The 16,984-nt window shown below is 65.7% G+C and carries 16 protein-coding genes; 7 read left to right on the top strand and 9 right to left on the bottom strand.

Features of this window, described 5'->3' with window-relative positions; translation table 11 throughout:
- Positions 1–175 precede the first annotated feature (175 nt).
- The 6 genes from LJ737_RS25265 to LJ737_RS25290 form a co-directional block, all read right to left on the bottom strand.
- Positions 176–745 (bottom strand): hypothetical protein, encoded by a 570-nt coding sequence (locus LJ737_RS25265; protein WP_227769558.1) that lies wholly within the window; start codon positions 743–745, stop codon positions 176–178.
- Positions 746–1,002: 257 nt separating this feature from the next.
- On the bottom strand, positions 1,003–1,827 hold the full coding sequence (gene menB / locus LJ737_RS25270; RefSeq protein ID WP_227769559.1) for a 1,4-dihydroxy-2-naphthoyl-CoA synthase: 825 nt from the start codon (positions 1,825–1,827) through the stop codon (positions 1,003–1,005).
- Between the two features lie 147 nt (positions 1,828–1,974).
- Positions 1,975–3,813, bottom strand: coding sequence for a 2-succinyl-5-enolpyruvyl-6-hydroxy-3-cyclohexene-1-carboxylic-acid synthase (gene menD, locus LJ737_RS25275; RefSeq protein ID WP_227769560.1), 1,839 nt, complete (start codon positions 3,811–3,813; stop codon positions 1,975–1,977).
- 138 nt (positions 3,814–3,951) lie between these two features.
- Positions 3,952–4,890 carry an NADP-dependent oxidoreductase gene (locus LJ737_RS25280; RefSeq protein WP_227769561.1) on the bottom strand — a complete coding sequence of 313 codons (939 nt, stop codon included), beginning with the start codon at positions 4,888–4,890 and terminating at the stop codon, positions 3,952–3,954.
- A gap of 196 nt (positions 4,891–5,086) precedes the next feature.
- Entirely contained in the window at positions 5,087–6,292 is a 1,206-nt protein-coding gene (locus tag LJ737_RS25285; protein ID WP_227769562.1) for a chorismate-binding protein, read from the bottom strand.
- A complete protein-coding gene (locus tag LJ737_RS25290) occupies positions 6,293–6,748 on the bottom strand; it encodes a hotdog fold thioesterase (protein ID WP_317206670.1) in 456 nt (151 codons plus the stop codon). It abuts the gene before it with no gap.
- A gap of 85 nt (positions 6,749–6,833) precedes the next feature.
- Between LJ737_RS25290 and LJ737_RS25295 the strand changes: the two genes are divergently transcribed.
- The 3 genes from LJ737_RS25295 to LJ737_RS25305 all read left to right on the top strand — a co-directional run bounded on the left by LJ737_RS25295 (position 6,834) and on the right by LJ737_RS25305 (position 9,893).
- Entirely contained in the window at positions 6,834–7,448 is a 615-nt protein-coding gene (locus LJ737_RS25295; RefSeq protein WP_227769563.1) for a histidine phosphatase family protein, read from the top strand.
- A 4-nt stretch (positions 7,449–7,452) separates the two neighbouring features.
- Positions 7,453–8,013: a hypothetical protein gene (locus tag LJ737_RS25300; RefSeq protein ID WP_227769564.1), complete on the top strand. Its 561-nt coding sequence runs from the start codon at positions 7,453–7,455 to the stop codon at positions 8,011–8,013.
- Between the two features lie 140 nt (positions 8,014–8,153).
- A complete protein-coding gene (locus LJ737_RS25305; protein ID WP_227769565.1) occupies positions 8,154–9,893 on the top strand; it encodes a pyruvate dehydrogenase complex dihydrolipoamide acetyltransferase in 1,740 nt (579 codons plus the stop codon).
- Between the two features lie 78 nt (positions 9,894–9,971).
- On the opposite strand, the gene LJ737_RS25310 is transcribed toward LJ737_RS25305, so the two are convergent.
- Entirely contained in the window at positions 9,972–10,565 is a 594-nt protein-coding gene (locus LJ737_RS25310) for a hypothetical protein (protein WP_227769566.1), read from the bottom strand.
- A 207-nt stretch (positions 10,566–10,772) separates the two neighbouring features.
- Here LJ737_RS25310 and hslV point away from each other — a divergent pair, with 207 nt between their 5' ends.
- The 4 genes from hslV (at position 10,773) to LJ737_RS25330 (ending at position 15,074) form a co-directional block, all read left to right on the top strand.
- Positions 10,773–11,315: an ATP-dependent protease subunit HslV gene (gene hslV / locus LJ737_RS25315; RefSeq protein ID WP_111480815.1), complete on the top strand. Its 543-nt coding sequence runs from the start codon at positions 10,773–10,775 to the stop codon at positions 11,313–11,315.
- 29 nt (positions 11,316–11,344) lie between these two features.
- The gene (locus tag LJ737_RS25320) at positions 11,345–11,830 is read left to right on the top strand and encodes a hypothetical protein (RefSeq protein WP_227769567.1); all 486 of its coding nucleotides are present in this window, start codon (positions 11,345–11,347) and stop codon (positions 11,828–11,830) included.
- Between the two features lie 125 nt (positions 11,831–11,955).
- On the top strand, positions 11,956–12,927 hold the full coding sequence (locus LJ737_RS25325) for a deoxyhypusine synthase family protein (protein WP_227769568.1): 972 nt from the start codon (positions 11,956–11,958) through the stop codon (positions 12,925–12,927).
- Positions 12,928–13,337: 410 nt separating this feature from the next.
- Positions 13,338–15,074 carry a T9SS type B sorting domain-containing protein gene (locus tag LJ737_RS25330; RefSeq protein WP_227769569.1) on the top strand — a complete coding sequence of 579 codons (1,737 nt, stop codon included), beginning with the start codon at positions 13,338–13,340 and terminating at the stop codon, positions 15,072–15,074.
- Positions 15,075–15,162: 88 nt separating this feature from the next.
- On the opposite strand, the gene LJ737_RS25335 is transcribed toward LJ737_RS25330, so the two are convergent.
- Both LJ737_RS25335 and LJ737_RS25340 read right to left on the bottom strand, forming a co-directional pair.
- Positions 15,163–16,011, bottom strand: a complete 849-nt coding sequence (locus LJ737_RS25335; RefSeq protein ID WP_227769570.1) for an SDR family NAD(P)-dependent oxidoreductase — start codon at positions 16,009–16,011, stop codon at positions 15,163–15,165.
- 126 nt (positions 16,012–16,137) lie between these two features.
- Positions 16,138–16,977, bottom strand: a complete 840-nt coding sequence (locus LJ737_RS25340) for an SDR family NAD(P)-dependent oxidoreductase (protein WP_227769571.1) — start codon at positions 16,975–16,977, stop codon at positions 16,138–16,140.
- Positions 16,978–16,984 lie beyond the last annotated feature (7 nt).

Here is a 16,984-nt window from a genome sequence, read left to right on the forward strand (position 1 = left end):
AAACGTGTGCGTCTTTGTTGAAAAAAAATGCGCCAATTAAACGCAAAAGCCCCGCCGTAGGGCAGGGCTTTGGACAGGCAAGAAGCCTCGGCGGCTGACTGCAACTGCTGCGGCTGGCGACAGAGCAGATCTTAACGACCCGCACGAAGGGAAACAGTGGCAAGAAGCCGCCGGATTAAGCAGGCTCGGCGAGCAAGGGTTGGGCCGGCCGCAATACCGCGCTGGCCGCTGGGCCCGGCGCCGCCGCCCGCGACTTGTGCACCAGCAACGACACCGGTAGAATTAGCACCAGCACCACGGTCGGCACGATGCCGATGGGCGTGAAAATCCAGGTCGGTAGCGTGGTGGCCACGATGAGCAGCATGTGCCCGTACAAGCGCGGACTCAGCCGCTGGGTGCCGCGCACGTAGCGGCGGCATTCCTGCAGCAGCAAGTAGGCCTGGTAAAACAAGAACACCCCGAACATCTGCAGGGAGTACTGGTAGAACCGGAAAGAAGCTATGCCGTTCGAGATGAAGTGGTAGGACTCGTAGGCGTTGCGCAGGCAGTGCATCACCATGCACGTCATCAGAAACAACGGCCCCCAGTAGAGCACCGGCACCAAGTGCTTGCGCGTGAGAGGGTTTCGCTCGGTGCGCCAGCGGTAGGCCACGCCGTTGCTGAACGCCACGGCGCTGACCAGGGCAATCGGGCCCCCGAACAGCTCTAAAAACTCGGTTACGCGGTCGAAGGGCGGGGTTTGCATGGCTGGCAGGGAACGGTTGAAGGCGAGGGACTACGGGCGGGTGCAGGCCGGGGCCACGGGCGTGGGGGCTGCTGCTATGCAAAGGTGCCCCAAGCGGCCGGGCAGCACAATCGCATAAACGGGTGGTTGAACCCCACGCGGACAGCCTGCTTATCTGATAAGTCATTGGCTGATTGGTTCTTAGTTGCGAGCCGCAAAAAAACCGGCCCGCCCAACGCAGGGTTGGGCGGGCCGGCCGACGTAGCAGCGCGAAGCCGTTACGGGAACTTCGGGTATTTGTCGAAATCGGGCTGCCGCTTCTCCAGGAAGGCGTTTTTGCCCTCTTTGGCTTCTTCCGAGAGGTAGTAGAGCAGGGTGGCGTTGCCGGCCAGCTCCTGAATACCGGCTTGGCCGTCGAGCTCCGCGTTGAACGAGGACTTGAGCATGCGCAGGGCCAGAGGGCTTTTCTCGCGGATTTTGCGGCACCACTCCAGGGTGGTTTCCTCCAGCTTTTCCAGCGGCACCACTTTGTTGACGAGGCCCATGTCGAGGGCTTCCTGGGCGTCGTACTGGTCGCAGAGGTACCAGATTTCGCGCGCCTTTTTCTGGCCCACGATGCGCGCCAGGTACGAGGCGCCGAAGCCGCCGTCGAAGGAGCCGACTTTGGGGCCGGTCTGGCCGAAGCGGGCGTTGTCGGCGGCAATGGTCAGGTCACAGACCACGTGCAGCACGTGCCCGCCGCCGATGGCCCAGCCGGCCACCATGGCAATGACGGGCTTCGGGATGGAGCGGATGAGCTTCTGCAGGTCGAGCACGTTCAGGCGGGGTACGGTGTCGTCGCCCACGTAGCCGCCGTGGCCGCGCACGCTCTGGTCGCCGCCCGAGCAGAAGGCGCGCCCGCCCTCGCCGGTGAGAATGACCACGCCGATATCGGTCCGGTCGCGGCAGATGTGCATGGCCTCAATCATCTCCTGCACCGTGAGCGGGGTGAAGGCGTTGTGCACCTGCGGGCGGTTGATGCTGATTTTGGCAATGCCCTCGTGGAAGGAAAACAGAATTTCCTTGAATTCCTTGATGGGCGTCCAGTTGACTTGCTGGGACATGGGAATGGAAGAAAGAACGTCATGCCGAGCGCAGCGGGGGCATCTCGCGTGCTGACGCCGGATAGCAACATTCTCGATGAGCGGGAAGGCTGCTAGCTAGCGAGTTGTCTCGACTTCGCTCGGCATGACGAACGTAAAAGTGAACGATTAGGAAAAAGACGTGCGCACGGCGGCGCGGTATTGCTCGAAGAAAGCGGCGTTGGTGGCCGAGTCGGTGGTGATTTCCAGCACGGCTGCGTTGCCGGTAGCCGTGGGCGCAAAGAAAACCGGTAACACCTTATCTAGTTCGGCGAAGCTCGTGGCCGTGAAGTAGCGCAGCCCGAAGTCGCGGGCGGTATTCTCGGCCGTCAGCGCCTGCCGGGTCTCAAAAAACTCCTCCAGCTCCGGCTGCTGCCGCGGCCCGTCGATCAGGCGGAAAATGCCGCCCGCGTGGTTGTTGACGAGAATAACGCGCAGGTTGGGCGTGGGGTAGTTGTGCCAGAACCCGTTGCGGTCGTAGAAGAAGGCCACGTCGCCGGTGAGCAGCACGATGGGGCGCTCGGGCTGGGCCAGGGCGGCGCCCACGGCGGTGGAATTGCAGCCGTCGATGCCGCTGGTGCCGCGGTTGGCGAAGACCTCGGCGGTGGAGCCGGCTGGCAGGCCCAGGATGTTAGCGTAGCGCACGGCCATGCTGTTGGCTAGGTGCAGGGCCGCGCCGTCGGGCACCAGCTGCAGGGCGCGGTAGATGGCCGTAAACTCGTTGAACAGCTGCTGGGGCTGCGTTAGAAACTCGCGCACAAAGTCCGTGGCCCAGCCGTTGGCCCGCTGCCAGGGCGTGGTAAAGGCGTCTTTGGGCGCGGCGGCTTCGTCGCGGGCGGCGCCCGGGCCCTGCCAGCTCAGGCGGCCCGGCTTAGCGGCGGTTGTCGCGCCAGGAACCGAACCCGGGTCAAGGTCCTCGGAGCCCAAGATACTCTCGAAAAACGCGGCCGGCTCCATGCGGATGATGCGCGTGAGCGAGCGGAAGGTGTCGGCTACGGGGCCGGCGGGCTGCACGTGCCAGTGCTGCGTGGCCGGGTAGTCGCGCAGGTAGTTTTTCAGCGCTTTGGAAATGAGCGACTGGCCGTAGGTGATGAGCAGCTCGGGCCGCAAGGCCTCGCGCAGGCCGGCTTCGGGCACCACCATGAACACGTCCTGCCGGCCCAGCGGGGCGGTGCGCGCCGCGTCGTAATCGGGCCCGACGGGCTGGTGCACGTTGGCAATCAAATCACCAACGACCGGGGCCTGGTAAGCGGCGCCGAAGCGGCGCAGGGCCAGCAGCAGCGGCTCGTCGTGGCGGTGCTGCCCGGCTACCACCAGCACCCTAGGCGTCTGGCGCAGCTGGCGGCGCAGCACCTGCAGCTCGGCGGCGGGCAGCTGCGGCGCACCGGCCACCTCGCGGCTGATTTTGACCGGCTCGTAAACAATTTCCTCGCCGGCCTTGGGGTAGAACGGCTCCCGCAGGGGTACGTTGACCTGCACCGGGCCAGCCGGAAATTCCTGGCTGAGGTTGATGGCCTCGTTGACCAGCCGCCCGGCCTGCCAACGGGCGTCGGCGTGCGAAAAATCGACGGGCAGCTCGAAGGCGGCCTTGGCGTGGCGGCCGTAGAGGTTGGGCTGGCGGATGGTCTGGCCATCGAGCTGGTCTATCCACTCCGGCGGGCGGTCCGCGGTGAAGACCACCAGCGGAATCTGCTGGAAAAAGGCCTCGGCCACGGCGGGCGCGTAGTTCAGCCCGGCCGTGCCGGAGGTGCACACCAGCGCCACCGGCCGCCGCTGCGCCTGCGCCAGGCCCAGGCCGATAAAGGCGGCGGCCCGCTCGTCGGGCACCACGCGCACGCGCAGCTCGGGGTGGCGGGCAAAGGCAATGGTCAGCGGGGCCGAACGGGAGCCCGGTGACAACACCACGTCGGTGATGCCGTGCTGGGCGCAGATTTCGGGAATGTTGTGGATGGGCTGAAGCGTGGCCAAGGGCGGGCAAAGTAAGGCGCGGCAAAGGTAACGGCTGCGGCCAGAGTGGCCCCGGCCGCCGCGGCCCCACACACGAAGGCCGCTGCGCACCTGAGTACGCAGCGGCCCGGGTCAGGGTAACGGCCGGAGATAAACTCCTTACAGCGTCACCACCACTTTGCCCTGGGTGCGGCCGGTTTCCACCAGCCGCAGCGCCGCGGGCAGCTCGGCAAAGGGCAAGGCCGCCGACACATGGGCCCGCAGGCGGCCGTCGGCGAGGCGCGCCGCCAGCTCCTGCATCTGCGCCCCGTTGGATTCGACGAGAAAGGCCGTAGTTGTAGCCCCGCGCTCCTCGGCCCGGGCGGTGGCCTCGGGCGTCATGCCGAGGATGCTCACGAGCCGGCCGCCGGGCTTGAGCACGGAGGCGGAGCGGACGAGGTTGGGGCCGCCCACGGTGTCGAGCACCACGTCGACGGGCGCCACGGCCTGCTCGAAGGGGCCGGCCTGGTAGTCCACGTGCTCGTCGGCGCCGAGGTCACGCACGAAGTCGCGCTTGGCCGCCGACGAGGTGCCGATGACGTAAGCGCCGCGCTCCTTGGCCAGCTGCACGGCGAAGTGGCCCACGCCGCCGGCCGCCGCGTGCACCAGCACGCGCTGCCCGGCCTGCACCGGAGCGTGAGCGGTAAACGCCTGCCAGGCAGTGAGGGCCGCCAGCGTAGCCGCAGCGGCTTCCGCGTGGCTGATGTTGCTGGGCTTACGGGCCAGGTGGGCGGCCGGGGCGGCCACGTACTCAGCGTAGGCGCGGCCGTGACCGGGGAAGTTGACCATGCCGAACACCTCGTCGCCGACCTTAAAGTCGGCCACTTCGGCGCCCACGGCCGACACCACGCCCGAAATGTCCCAGCCCGGAATGACCGGCGGCTCGGCGTTGATGCGGCCGTACATGGCCTTGCCCTGCGCAGTTTTCACGTCGACGGGGTTGAGGCTGATGGCCTTGACTTGCACCAGCACTTCGCCGGTGGCCGGGGTGGGGGTGGGCAGGTCGGTGAGGCGCAGGCCGGCGCCGCCGGTGGGTTCGGTCAAGATGAAAGCTTGCATACAGCGGAAAGTCGTTGGGGTGAATGGTACGCCGCAAAGGTGGCGGGCGGTTGTGGCGGCTTGCCCAAAACGCCACCGCTTGAAACCAATAGAGGTAGTTTCAGGCGGTGGCGTTCGGAGTTGGTAACCATGGCTGCAGCGGTGCCGTTAGAAGACGGATTGCTTCGCTCGCCAATGACGGCCAGTGTTCCCGCCGCTACTCGTCGAGCACCGAGCCCACGGTGCGCAGCTTCATTTCCGTTTCCTGCCACTCCTTGGCCGGCTCCGATTCCGAGGTGAGGCCGGTGCCGGCGTACAGAACGGCCTCGGTGGGGCGCAGCTGCATGCAGCGCAGGTTCACGAACACCCGCGAAGTGCCCGGCGCGGGCAGGTTTACCGGGCCCAGAAAGCCGCTGTAGTACGTCCGGTCGTAGCCCTCGTGGCGCTGCAAAAACGCCAGGGCCGCCTCGCGGGGCATGCCGCCCACGGCCGAGGTGGGGTGCAGCAGCCGCAGCATGTCGGTGGCGAAGGTGGGGGAGGTGACGCGCTTCAGATCCACCCGGAACTCGGTGCGCAGGTGCAGCAGATTGCCCGCCTGCACGGTTTTGGGGCCGGTTTCGTCGTAGTCGCGGATGCGAAGCTGCTTGAAGCAGCCCACTACGTAGCGCCCCACCATGGCCTGCTCCTCGATGTCCTTTTGCCGCCACATGGCCGAGTTGGCGGTGATGTCAGGCGTAAGCGGTTGGGTGCCGGCCAGGGCCATGGTGCGAAACTCCGCCCCGTCGGTTTCCACCAGCACCTCGGGCGTGGCGCCCAGCCAGGTGCCGGCCTGCGGGGCACTCACCAGGCTCACAAAGGCCCGCGGGTGCTGCCGGCACAGCGCATCGAAGGCCCGCAGCGTGTCGAAGCCCGGTGGCAGCGGGCGCCGGGCGGCCCGGCTCGATACCACCTTGGTCATCTGCCCGGCCCGGATGGCCCCGACGGCCTGCGCCACCAGGGACTCGTACTCGGCACGGTCGGCGGTGGCGGGCAGCGGCTGCGGGCTCACGTGCCACTGCAGCTCGGCCGGTTCGTCGGTTTCGTGAATGACACGCTGCACAGCAGCCACCGCCTCGGGCGGCAGGGCGTGCGAGAGGCGCAGCTGCTGCCCGGCCGAAAAGTCGAGCACCACGTCGGCGGGCAGCAGCATGGCTTCGGCCGTGTCGCCGTCCTGAAAAGGGTAAAAGGCAAAGCCGGCCGGGGCCTGCGGCTCCAGGCTCGGCGGCAGGCCCGAGAGGTGCAGCGGCCTGAGGCTCAGCAGCAGCACCGGCGCCGGGGCGTGGGGCAGGCGCCACAGGGCCACCGAGCCGGCGTGCCGCAGGGCCAAGGCCACCAGCCGCCGCACCGTGGCCGAGGGGGCGGCTTCGGTCGTCGACTGCTGCATTTAGGTGTTGGGCTGAACCTTCTTGGCCGGCACTTCGATGACGGCCATGGTGATGCGGCTGATGCAAACCAGCGCGCCGGATTCCTCGTGACGGATGCGGATTTCCCAGATCTGAGTGGTGCGCCCGAGGTGCAGGGCCTCGGCGCGGCCGATGACGTAGCCCGAGCGTACGCTCTTGATGTGGTTGGCGTTGATTTCCAGGCCCACGCAGGCGTATTTGCTGCGGTCGACCTGCAGCACCGCGCCGATGCTGCCCAGGGTTTCGGCCAGCACCACCGAGGCTCCGCCGTGCAGCAGGCCCATGGGCTGGTGCGTGCGGTGGTCGACGGGCATGCGGCCTTCAATGGCCCGCTCCTCGACGGCGGTAATTTCAATGCCCAGATGTTCGCCCATAGTGTGGCGCGACCAGGCGTTCAGCTCGGCGACGGTGGGCAGGGTGGCGGAAGGTGGCAGCATGGCTCGTTTTTCGGCTCTCGGGTGGTTCGGGGCGCTAAAGTGCTACTTTTAGGCCCCCATCCAACAAAACTACGCCCAAAACCGCGTGGTCAAGAAAATCTACCTCATCCGCCACGGCCAGACGTACTTCAACGTGCGCGGCATCGTGCAGGGCAGCGGCGTCGATGCCCCGCTCAACGACGTGGGCCAGCAGCAGGCGCGGCAATTCCACGCCGCCTACCAGGGCGTGCCCTTCGACCGCGTGCACATTTCCACCCTGATGCGCACCCAGCAGTCCATTCAGCCGTTCCTCGACGCCGGCCTGCCCTTCGAGAAGCACCGCGCCCTCGACGAAATCAGCTGGGGCCACCGCGAAGGCACCCGCATCACGCCCGAAGAAGACATCGAGTACCACGGCCTGCTGCGGGCCTGGCAGCGCGGCGAAACCCACCTGGGTTTGCCCGGCGGCGAGAGTCCGGAGGAAGTAGCGGCCCGGCAGCGCCCCTTTATCGAGGAAGTGCTGCGCGGCCGCCCCGAGGAGGAACACGTGCTGGTGTGCATGCACGGCCGGGCCATGCGCGTGCTGCTCTGCCAGCTGCTCAATTACCCGCTCAGCCGCATGGACCACTTCGAGCACCGCAACCTTTGCCTCTACAAGGTGCACTACACCGGCTCCATGTTTAGCATCCGTAATTATATGGATACGGCGCATTTGGGGTGAGATAATGGGTGGACGGCAGTTGATTTGTGGACTTGGCTGGCTGCTGACGACGGGCGTAGTCGCCTGCGGCACGCCCGATTCCGGCAGCCAAACCACAGCCAAGCAGCCAATCAGCTACCGGGCGGATACAGGCGGCAGCGCAGTGGCTGAAGCAGCCGCCTCCATCGGGTTGCCCGATACGGGCAAGCCCCGGACTGACGGAAAAATCATTGATTATTTTCCGCCGCAGTGCTATTCCGTTCAATTCCCTGATAGCGCGTTGTTGCGGCCCGTGGCTTTGCGGCGCAGCTTCACCGGGAAGGTATTCGTGGCTGTGAAGGCCGATACTGCCAGCCGGCGGCTCACTCACTTTCAGCTCTGGGGCGTCAGAATACATCCGCGGGCTCAGCCCGACTCGGCTGTTGCGCTGCGCTTGTTAGTGGGCAAGCCGGTGCCTGATTCACTGGCCCGCCTGTTGCCGCAGCTGGAGCAGCACATCCGAAAACTACGGCCGCAGATCGTTGTTGGCCCTGGCAAAACGTGCGAGATGCCAGCCGAATGGATTATTCCCGTTCTTATCCGGTGAGCAGGCGGCTTACGTACTAAGCCCTCACTTTCACGGCACCAAAGCCCGAAACGGACTGGAAACGTTTGCGGAAATTCGGGTTTGTACCCCCAAAAAATCCGGTCTATTTTTGACCCCTTGAACTCAATTAGCGACTTGCAATGGCCGAAATCATAAAAATGCCCAAGATGAGCGACACGATGACGGAAGGTGTCATCGCCGCGTGGCTCAAAAAGGTGGGCGACAAAGTAAAGTCCGGCGACATCCTGGCCGAAGTGGAAACCGACAAGGCGACCATGGAGCTGGAGAACTACGAGGACGGCACTTTGCTCTACATCGGTCCGAAAGAGAAAGAATCGGTGCCGGTGGATGGCGTGCTGGCCATCGTCGGCAAAGACGGCGAAGATATTTCCGGCCTGCTCAGCCAGGTGCAAGGCGGTGCTGCCGCGCCGGCTGCGGCGCCCGCTCCGGCTGCTGAGCAGCCCGCGCCCGCGCCGGCCGCTGCTCCGACCCCGGCTCCTGCGCCCGCGCCGGCTGCTGCGCCGGCCGCCCCGGCTGGCAACGGCAAAAAAGCCACCGTCATCCGCATGCCCAAGATGAGCGACACGATGACCGAGGGCGTAATTGCCTCTTGGCTCAAGAAGGTCGGCGACAAAGTGAAATCGGGCGACGTGCTGGCCGAGGTGGAAACCGACAAAGCCACCATGGAGCTGGAAAACTACGAAGACGGCACCCTGCTCTACATTGGGCCCAAGGACGGTGAGTCCGTGCCCGTCGACGGCGTACTGGCCGTTATCGGCGAAGAAGGCGCCGACGTCCAGGCCCTCATCGGCGGCCAATCGGGCGGTGCTGCTTCGGCCCCGGCCGCTGCGCCCGCTGCGGAGGCCGCCCCGGCTCCGGCCGCTGAAGCTGCCCCGGCAGCTGCTCCCGCCGCCAACGCGCCGGCCGCGGCGCCGCAGGCCGCTCCGGCCAGCAGCTCCGGCCGCGTGTTCGTGTCGCCGCTGGCCAAGCGCATTGCCCAGGAGAAAGGCATCGACCTGGCGTCGGTGAAAGGCTCGGGCGAAAACGGCCGCATCGTGTCGCGCGACCTGGAAAACGCCCAGCCCGGCGCCGCGCCGCAGGCCGCCCCAGCCCAGCCGGCTGCCGCCCCGCAGCCCGCCGCTGCTCCGGCCGCCCAAGCTGCGCCGCAGGCCGCTCCGGCCGCGCCCGCCGCTGCCGAAGGCACCTACACCGAAACGCCGGTGTCGCAGATGCGCAAGGTTATTGCCCGCCGCCTCTCCGAGAGCCTGTTCACGGCCCCGCACTTCTACCTGACCATGGAAATTTCCATGGACAAGGCCATCGAAGCCCGCGTGCGCCTCAACGAACTGTCGCCGGTGAAGCTGTCGTTCAACGACATGGTTATCAAGGCTGCCGCCGTGGCCCTGAAGCAGCACCCGGCCGTCAACTCCTCGTGGCTGGGCGACAAAATCCGCGTCAACAAGGTCTACAACATCGGCGTGGCCGTGGCCGTGGACGAAGGCCTGCTGGTGCCGGTGGTGCGCAACGCCGACCAGAAAGGCTTGTCGGCCATTGCCACCGAGGTGAAAGAGCTGGCCGGCAAGGCCAAGAGCAAGAAGCTGCAGCCCGCCGAATGGGAGGGCAGCACCTTCACCATCTCCAACCTGGGCATGTTCGGCATCGAGGAATTCACCGCCATCATCAACCCGCCGGATGCCTGCATCCTGGCCGTGGGCGGCATCAAGCAGACGCCGGTGGTGAAGGATGGGCAGATCGTGGTCGGCAACATCATGAAGGTAACGCTGAGCTGTGACCACCGCGTGGTGGACGGCGCCACTGGGGCGGCCTTCCTGCAGACGCTCAAGGGCCTGCTGGAAGACCCGATGCGCATGCTCATCTGAGCCTGACCAATTTGACCAAGCCACAACGGCCCGGCCTGCGCAAGCAGGCCGGGCCGTTGTCATTGCCGCAGGGCAGGCCTACCAAACGCGGTACCAGGTCTGCGGGCCGGTTTGCGTGGGCTCGGTGAAGGCCACCAAGCCGTCGGTTCTGGAGTACCAGTACTCCAGGATCATGTTCATCCCGTCGGCGTAGGTCACGTGGGCCACGCGCTCGTAGGTCCGGCCGTCGAGGCGCAGGTTGTCCAGCCGCTCGGCTTCGGCGAGGTCGGTGCCGTACACCAGTTCCTTAGCCGTATTGGCGTGCGTGTCGACGAAGGCGCAGCGCTCAAAGGCGTTGTACACCGAGTAGCCCATTTCCACCAATCCGTCGCCGTTGAACTGCAGCTGAAGCACGTCGGAATCGGGCAGCGCCTGGGGGGCATAGGCCAGCGTGATGATCTGAAAGTCCTTGCTGCGGAAGTCGAACTTGCCCGCCCGCGAGTAAGTACGGTCGGTTACCCGAGCCTGCAGCGTCCGGGTGGCGCCGGTGGTGGCGTTGCGGAACGTCAGCCGGTCGCCGTCGGCTTGGCTAAGCCAGGCCTTGGTGTGGTGGGGCGTGGGCAGGTCCCGGTCGCAACTGCCGAGGGTGAGGCTGAGCAAGGACAGGAAGAGGACGAGCAGGCGCGTGTTCAAGGGTGGTAGAAGTAAAGACGTTCAGCACAAAGGGGCGCCCCGCAACCAAAAGGTTGTCTGCCTCACCCGATCATGTGATGAGGCCAGCTGGTGGGCATCCATGCGCCCGATGGGCGCCGCTCGCGGAAGTTTGCCCAGCGGGCCACAGGTTTCGGCTAAGCCCGCTAGCTTTGCGGCCCGGTTGCCCCTAGCGGCGCCTTGCTGACTATGACAAAAATCCGCTCCACGACGGTGCTCGGCATCCGCCACAACGGCCAGGTGGCCGTGGGCGCCGACGGCCAGGCCACTATGGACAAGCACGTGGCCAAAAACAATGTGCGCAAAATCCGCCAGCTGCACGGCGGCAAGGTGGTCACGGGCTTTGCCGGCTCCACCGCCGACGCGTTTTCGCTGCTGGAGCGCTTCGAGGAGAAGCTCGGGCAGTTCGGCCAGAACCTGAAGCGCGCCGCCATCGAGCTGGCCAAGGACTGGCGCAAGGACCAGTACCTGCGCAAGCTCGAAGCCATGATGGTGGTGGCCGACCAGGACGAGCTGCTCATCATTGCCGGCTCGGGCGACGTGCTGGAGCCCGACTCCGACGTGGCCGCCGTGGGCTCGGGCGCCATGTACGCCCAGGCCGCCGCCCTGGCCCTGAAGAAGCACGCCCCGCACCTGACGGCCCGCGAGATGGTGGAAGAAGCCCTGCACATTGCGGCCGACATCTGCATCTACACCAACCACAACCTCATCATAGAGGAGCCGAAGGCCTGATGCGGGCGTGGCAGAGGCTCATTATCAGCATGCTATTCTGCACGGCCTGCGGACGTCAGGTGATGCCTGCCGCAAAGACCCAATCGGAGCTTGGCCGGACCGAATTTGTGAAAAGCTGCATCGGCAACTGGCGCTACTTCCAGCTTGACCATGCGGTTGAGTTGAGGGTTATTCATTTCAGCGGTGGTGGGCTGAGCCACACCGGCTGGGGCGCCAACCCGGCAATGCTGCTAGGCGTTACGGCTGCTGGGGACTCGATCCGGGTGCTGTCAAGAGCTACGGCAACTTTGAAACGACGCGGAAAAAATGGCTTCCGGGAGGTTTACGATAAGCGCATCCGCGTAGGAGTGACCTTGTTGGTGCAGCCGGACTCGACCATTCGGCCAAACGACGATTCCGCCTATCCCTGGTTTCCCAGAGTCACAGTCAACTCAGAAGCAGCCATAAACCAACTGAACTGTTCCGTCACCCAGACCTGCTTCGGCAAGATTCAATTTCTTACTGCAAACAACTGACTGAAACTGCTTTCGTACTGCCTGAAAATTCGACATCGGCTAGTGAACTACGCCCCCCGGGGCCGCGTTAGGGGCCGGTGCTTCGGACGAACCCGCAGGAGGCACCACGTACAACCCAACCCGAAATGAACGTAACCAACTTCCTCAAGCACCACTACCGCCACTTCAACGCCGCCGCCCTCATCGACGCGGCCGAGGGCTACAACAAGCACCTGGCCGACGGCGGCAAAATGATGATTACCCTGGCCGGCGCCATGAGCACCGCCGAAATGGGCATTCAGCTGGCCGAACTGATCCGGCAGGACAAAGTGCAGATCATCAGCTGCACCGGTGCCAACCTGGAAGAGGACATCTTCAACCTCGTGGCCCACGACTTCTACGAGCGCGTGCCGAACTACCGCGACCTGACGGCCGCCGACGAGCAGGCCCTGCTCGAGCGCCACATGAACCGCGTGACCGACACCTGCATTCCGGAAGAGGAGGCCATGCGCCGCCTCGAGCACTCGGTGCTCAAGTTCTGGGAACAGGCCGACAAGGCCGGCGAGCGGTACTTCCCCCACGAGTTCTTTTACCAGATCCTCAAGTCGGGCGAGCTGGAGCAGTACTACCAGATCGACCCCAAAGACAGCTGGATGCTGGCCGCGGCCGAGAAAAACCTGCCCATCATCTGCCCGGGCTGGGAAGACTCCACGCTCGGCAATATCTTCGCCGGCCACGTCATCTCGGGCGACATCCAGAACGTGCACACGGTGCGCACCGGCATCGAGTACATGATCTACCTGGCCGACTGGTACACCCAGAACGCGCAGGAAGAAAGCAAAGTGGGCTTCTTCCAGATTGGCGGCGGTATTGCCGGCGACTTCCCGATCTGCGTGGTGCCCATGCTGCACCAGGATCTGCAGCGCACCTCGGTGCCGCTGTGGGGCTACTTCTGCCAGATTTCGGACTCGACGACCTCCTACGGCTCGTACTCCGGCGCCGTGCCCAACGAGAAAATCACCTGGGGCAAGCTGGGCCAAGACACGCCCAAGTACATCATCGAGTCGGACGCGACCATCGTGGCCCCGCTGGTGTTTGCCATGGTGCTGGGCCAGTAAGCAGGTCCGGCTATTCAGCGTGACAACGCCCGCCGCGGAAGCTTCCGCGGCGGGCGTTTTGCTTTGGTGCCGGCACCAGTGCCGCCGAGTGCCACCGAAGCAACACCGAGCCAGCCGGTTGAGCTGGACAAATGGGCTAACGGTATTGCTTGTTCTACTCAACTTGGGTTAAACTTATTTTAACAATATTCCTCTCGGGTAAATAATCTAAACTCTATTGCGGTTAAAATTTATTAATGCCGCAGAAGGCCGCTGACTTTATGGGTTTTTGCACAGCCGCAGCGATAAGGCCGAGTTACCGGTGGGTAACTGTAGTATCGAAAAAATATAAAAGCATCAGTTGGAATATATAGTGTTGCGTTGTTCTTTACGGCTGCATTCCCCCGTTCGTATTCTTTTTACCGCTTCGCATGAAGAAACACTTTACACGGTTTGCCCCGCTGCTGGCGGGGCTAGGAATCAGTATGCTTACCGCTGGCGGAGCTTTGGCGCAAGTCAGCTACGTGCCGGCGGCCGTAACGGGGTACACGGCCGACGTTATTGCCAACGGCGCGGGGCCGGTCGCCGGCTCCACCACCAACACCGTAGACCGCGGCAATTCCACGGTGCGCTGGTGCTTCGCCGACTCCTCCTTCGTCAACCCCGCCGGGCAGCGGCCCACGCGGGCGCTGCCGGTGAGCGGGTTTTTCCGAAGCCGCACCACGCCCGGCCTCACCTACCAAATGGGGCCCAGCACCGGCAACAACTCCCTGCGCATCGACGGGGCCGCCTCGGGTACGCTCACGCTGACCAATCCGCAGCCCTGCAGCGAGGTGATGGTGCTGGCCACCGAGGGCAATGGCAGCACGGCGCCCAAGACGTTCATCGTCAATTTCACCGACGGCACCAGCCAGGTGTTTCTCAACGTGGTGGTGCCCGACTGGTTTGGCAACGGCGCCACGCCGGCCCTCATCGTGGGCTCACGCGTGAACCGGCCCGACAACACCATCGACAACCAGCCCAACGACCCGACCATCTACGAGGTGCGCCTGCCGCTGGCCGTGGCCAACTACAGCAAGTCGGTGCAGAGTGTGTTCGTGTCGAAAACATCCACCGACCCGGTGCTCAACGTGATGGGCATCAGCCTGGGCTCCGACTGCCTGGGCGCGCCCACCGGCGGCGCGGCCCGCGCCAGCACGGCCAGCGTGTGCCCCGGCTCACCGGTGGCGCTGAGCCTGACCGGCAACACCATCGGCGGCAGCATCACCTACCAGTGGCAGGCCTCCACCGACGGCGGCACCACCTTCGCCGACATTGCCGGCGCCACGGCCGCCACCTACACGGCCCGCCCCACCGCCACCACGCAGTACCGGGCCCGCGTCACTTGCCGCGTGCAGTCGGGTAATTCCACGCCCATTACGGTGACGGTGCTGCCCAATACGGCTTCGCTGACTTACGCCGTGCCGCCCGCCACGCCCACGTTCTGTCAGCAGGGCACGGCCGCCGTCGTCACGGCTTCGCCCGCCGGGGGGCGCTTCAGCAGTTCCACCGGCCTGGTTATCGACGCTGCTACCGGCACCATCGACCTGGCCGCGTCGGCGCTGGGCACCTACAACGTGACGTACACCCTGACGGCGCCCTGCGCGGCCACGGCCACCACCACGGTGACCATTGCCGCCCCGCCCGCCCCGCTGGCCTACAACTGCCCGCCCTTCTACAAGAACGGGCCAAACGCGGTGCCGGCCTTCGCGCCCGCGGCCGGGTCGCGCTTTGCCGCCGCGCCAAACGGGCTGGTGGTGGATGCCAGCACCGGCGTGGTGGACCTGACGGCCTCCAACGAAGGCAGCTACACGGTGTCGTACACGACGGCCAACGGCTGCCGCACCACCACCAGCCTGAAGGTGGAAAAAGCCGTGGTATACACCAACATCATCACCCCCAACGGCGACGGCAAAAACGACGAGCTGCGCCTAGTGATGCCCAACGTGACGGATTTCTCGCTGCAGGTGTTCAACCGCTGGGGCAAGCGCGTGTACACCAGCAAAGACGTGAGCAAGGGCTGGACGGCCGCCAGCAGCCCGGCCGGGGTGTATTACTACCTGATGGAGTACACCAACTGCCAGGGCCGCCGCGAGTCTTACAAGAACTGGCTAGAAGTGGTGAAATAAAGCCTTCAGTCCTCCAAGCAACACGGGCCGCCCCAGCAATTGGGGCGGCCCGTGTTGCGTATTATACTGGCCGTGCGCGGTGCCCCGATTAGTCGGCTTCGGCAAAATCGGTGGCCGTGGCGGTGGGGTGCCACTGCTGCAAATCGTGCTGCACGGCCTCGATTTTCCGGGCGGCCATGCGGTAGGCGTCGGGGCCGAGGAAGAGGTGCAGGGGCGCCTCGGCGGCTTCGCTGGCCGCGATGATGACCGCGGCGGCTTTGACCGGGTCGCCGGGCTGCTGCCCGCTGAGCGAGTCGTGCTGGACCTGCGACTCGCGCACGGCCTGGTAGGCCGCCAGGGGCGCGGCGGGCCGGCCCAGCGACTCCGCGGTTAGGAAGCCGGTGCGGAAGTAGCCGGGCTTGACGGTGGTGACCCGGATGCCGAAGGCCCGCACCTCGGCCGCGTACGACTCGGTCAGCCCGTCGACGGCAAACTTGGTGGCGCAGTACACGCCCCAGCCGGGAAAGTCGCCGGTGAAGCCGCCGACGGAGGACACATTGAACACCTGCCCGTGGCCCTGCGCGCGCAGGTAGGGCGTGGCGTGGCGCAGCACGTGCACCAGGCCGAACACGTTCACCTCGAAGTTGCGCTGCACCTCGGCCGCCGACAGCTCCTCCAGGGCGCCGAGCTGCCCGTAGCCCGCGTTGTTGACGACCACGTCGAGCCCGCCGAGCAGGCGCACGGTGGTGTCGAGGGCTTGTTGCACGCTGGCTTCGTCATGGAGGTCCATGTGCAGCGCGAGGAAGCGGCCGGGTTCAGGCGGCACGGCTTGTTGCAGCTGCGCCAGGTGGCGGGAGGTGGCGGCTACCGCGTAGCCGCGGGCCAGCAGCTCCCGGACGAGAATCAGACCCAGGCCCTGGGAGGCCCCGGTCACAAACCAGACTTTGTTGGTTTTCATCAGAATTAGGCGAAGAAGTGGGGCCCGGCGCATCACGAAGCGCCAGGCGGGCAAATAAATACAGCATGGCGGGCGAGGGGAGAGGAAGCCGAAACGGGTAAGCGGCCCACCGCCTCAGCCCCGCGCTTACTGCGCGAAGCCGGTGGACATGGTCAGGCCGCGCCAAGCGGTGAGTTCCTGCTGCAAGGCGTCGAGCTTGGCCTGGGCGCGGTTGTAGGCGTCCTGGCCCAGCAGCAGGTGCACCGGCGGGTTGGCCTCCTGGGCCAGCTGCACGATGGCCGCGGCGGCTTTGGCCGGGTCGCCGCCCTGCTGCCCGTGCAGCTGCAGGTAGCGGACGTGGGAGGCGCGCACGTCGGCGTAGGCCTCGACGGGCTGCCGGGGCAGCACCAGCGAATCGGGCGAGAGGAAGTTGGTGCGGAAGCCGCCGGGCTCCACCACCGTGGCCCAGATGCCGAAGCCGGCCACGTCCTGGGCCAGCACCTCGGTCAGGGCCGACACGGCGGCTTTGGTAGCCCCGTACACGGCCCAGCCGGTGGCCCCGGCCCGCGCCGCAATGGACGACACGTTGATGATGTGGCCGGCCCCGGCGGCGCGCAGCAGCGGCAGCGCGTGGCGAATCACGTTTAGGGTGCCGAACACGTTCACGTCGAAGGCCTGCCGGACTTCGGCGTCGCTCAGCTCCTCGATGCTGCCGCCGATGCCGTAGCCGGCGTTGTTGACGACCACGTCGAGGCGGCCGAAATGGGCGTGGGCCTGTGTCACGGCCGCCCGCACGGCGGCGTCATCGGTCAGGTCGACGGGCAGGGGCAGAAAATCGTCCGCGGCCGGGCCGAGGGCCGCGGTGAGGCTGTCGAGGCGGCGGGACGTGGCGGCCACGCGGTGGCCGAGGTGCCGCAGGTGCTGGGCCAGCGCCAGGCCCAGGCCCTGGGAGGCGCCGGTGATAAACCAGGTTTGGGAAGTGCTCATATTTTGC

Source organism: Hymenobacter sp. 15J16-1T3B (assembly GCF_020711235.1).
GTDB lineage: Bacteria > Bacteroidota > Bacteroidia > Cytophagales > Hymenobacteraceae > Solirubrum.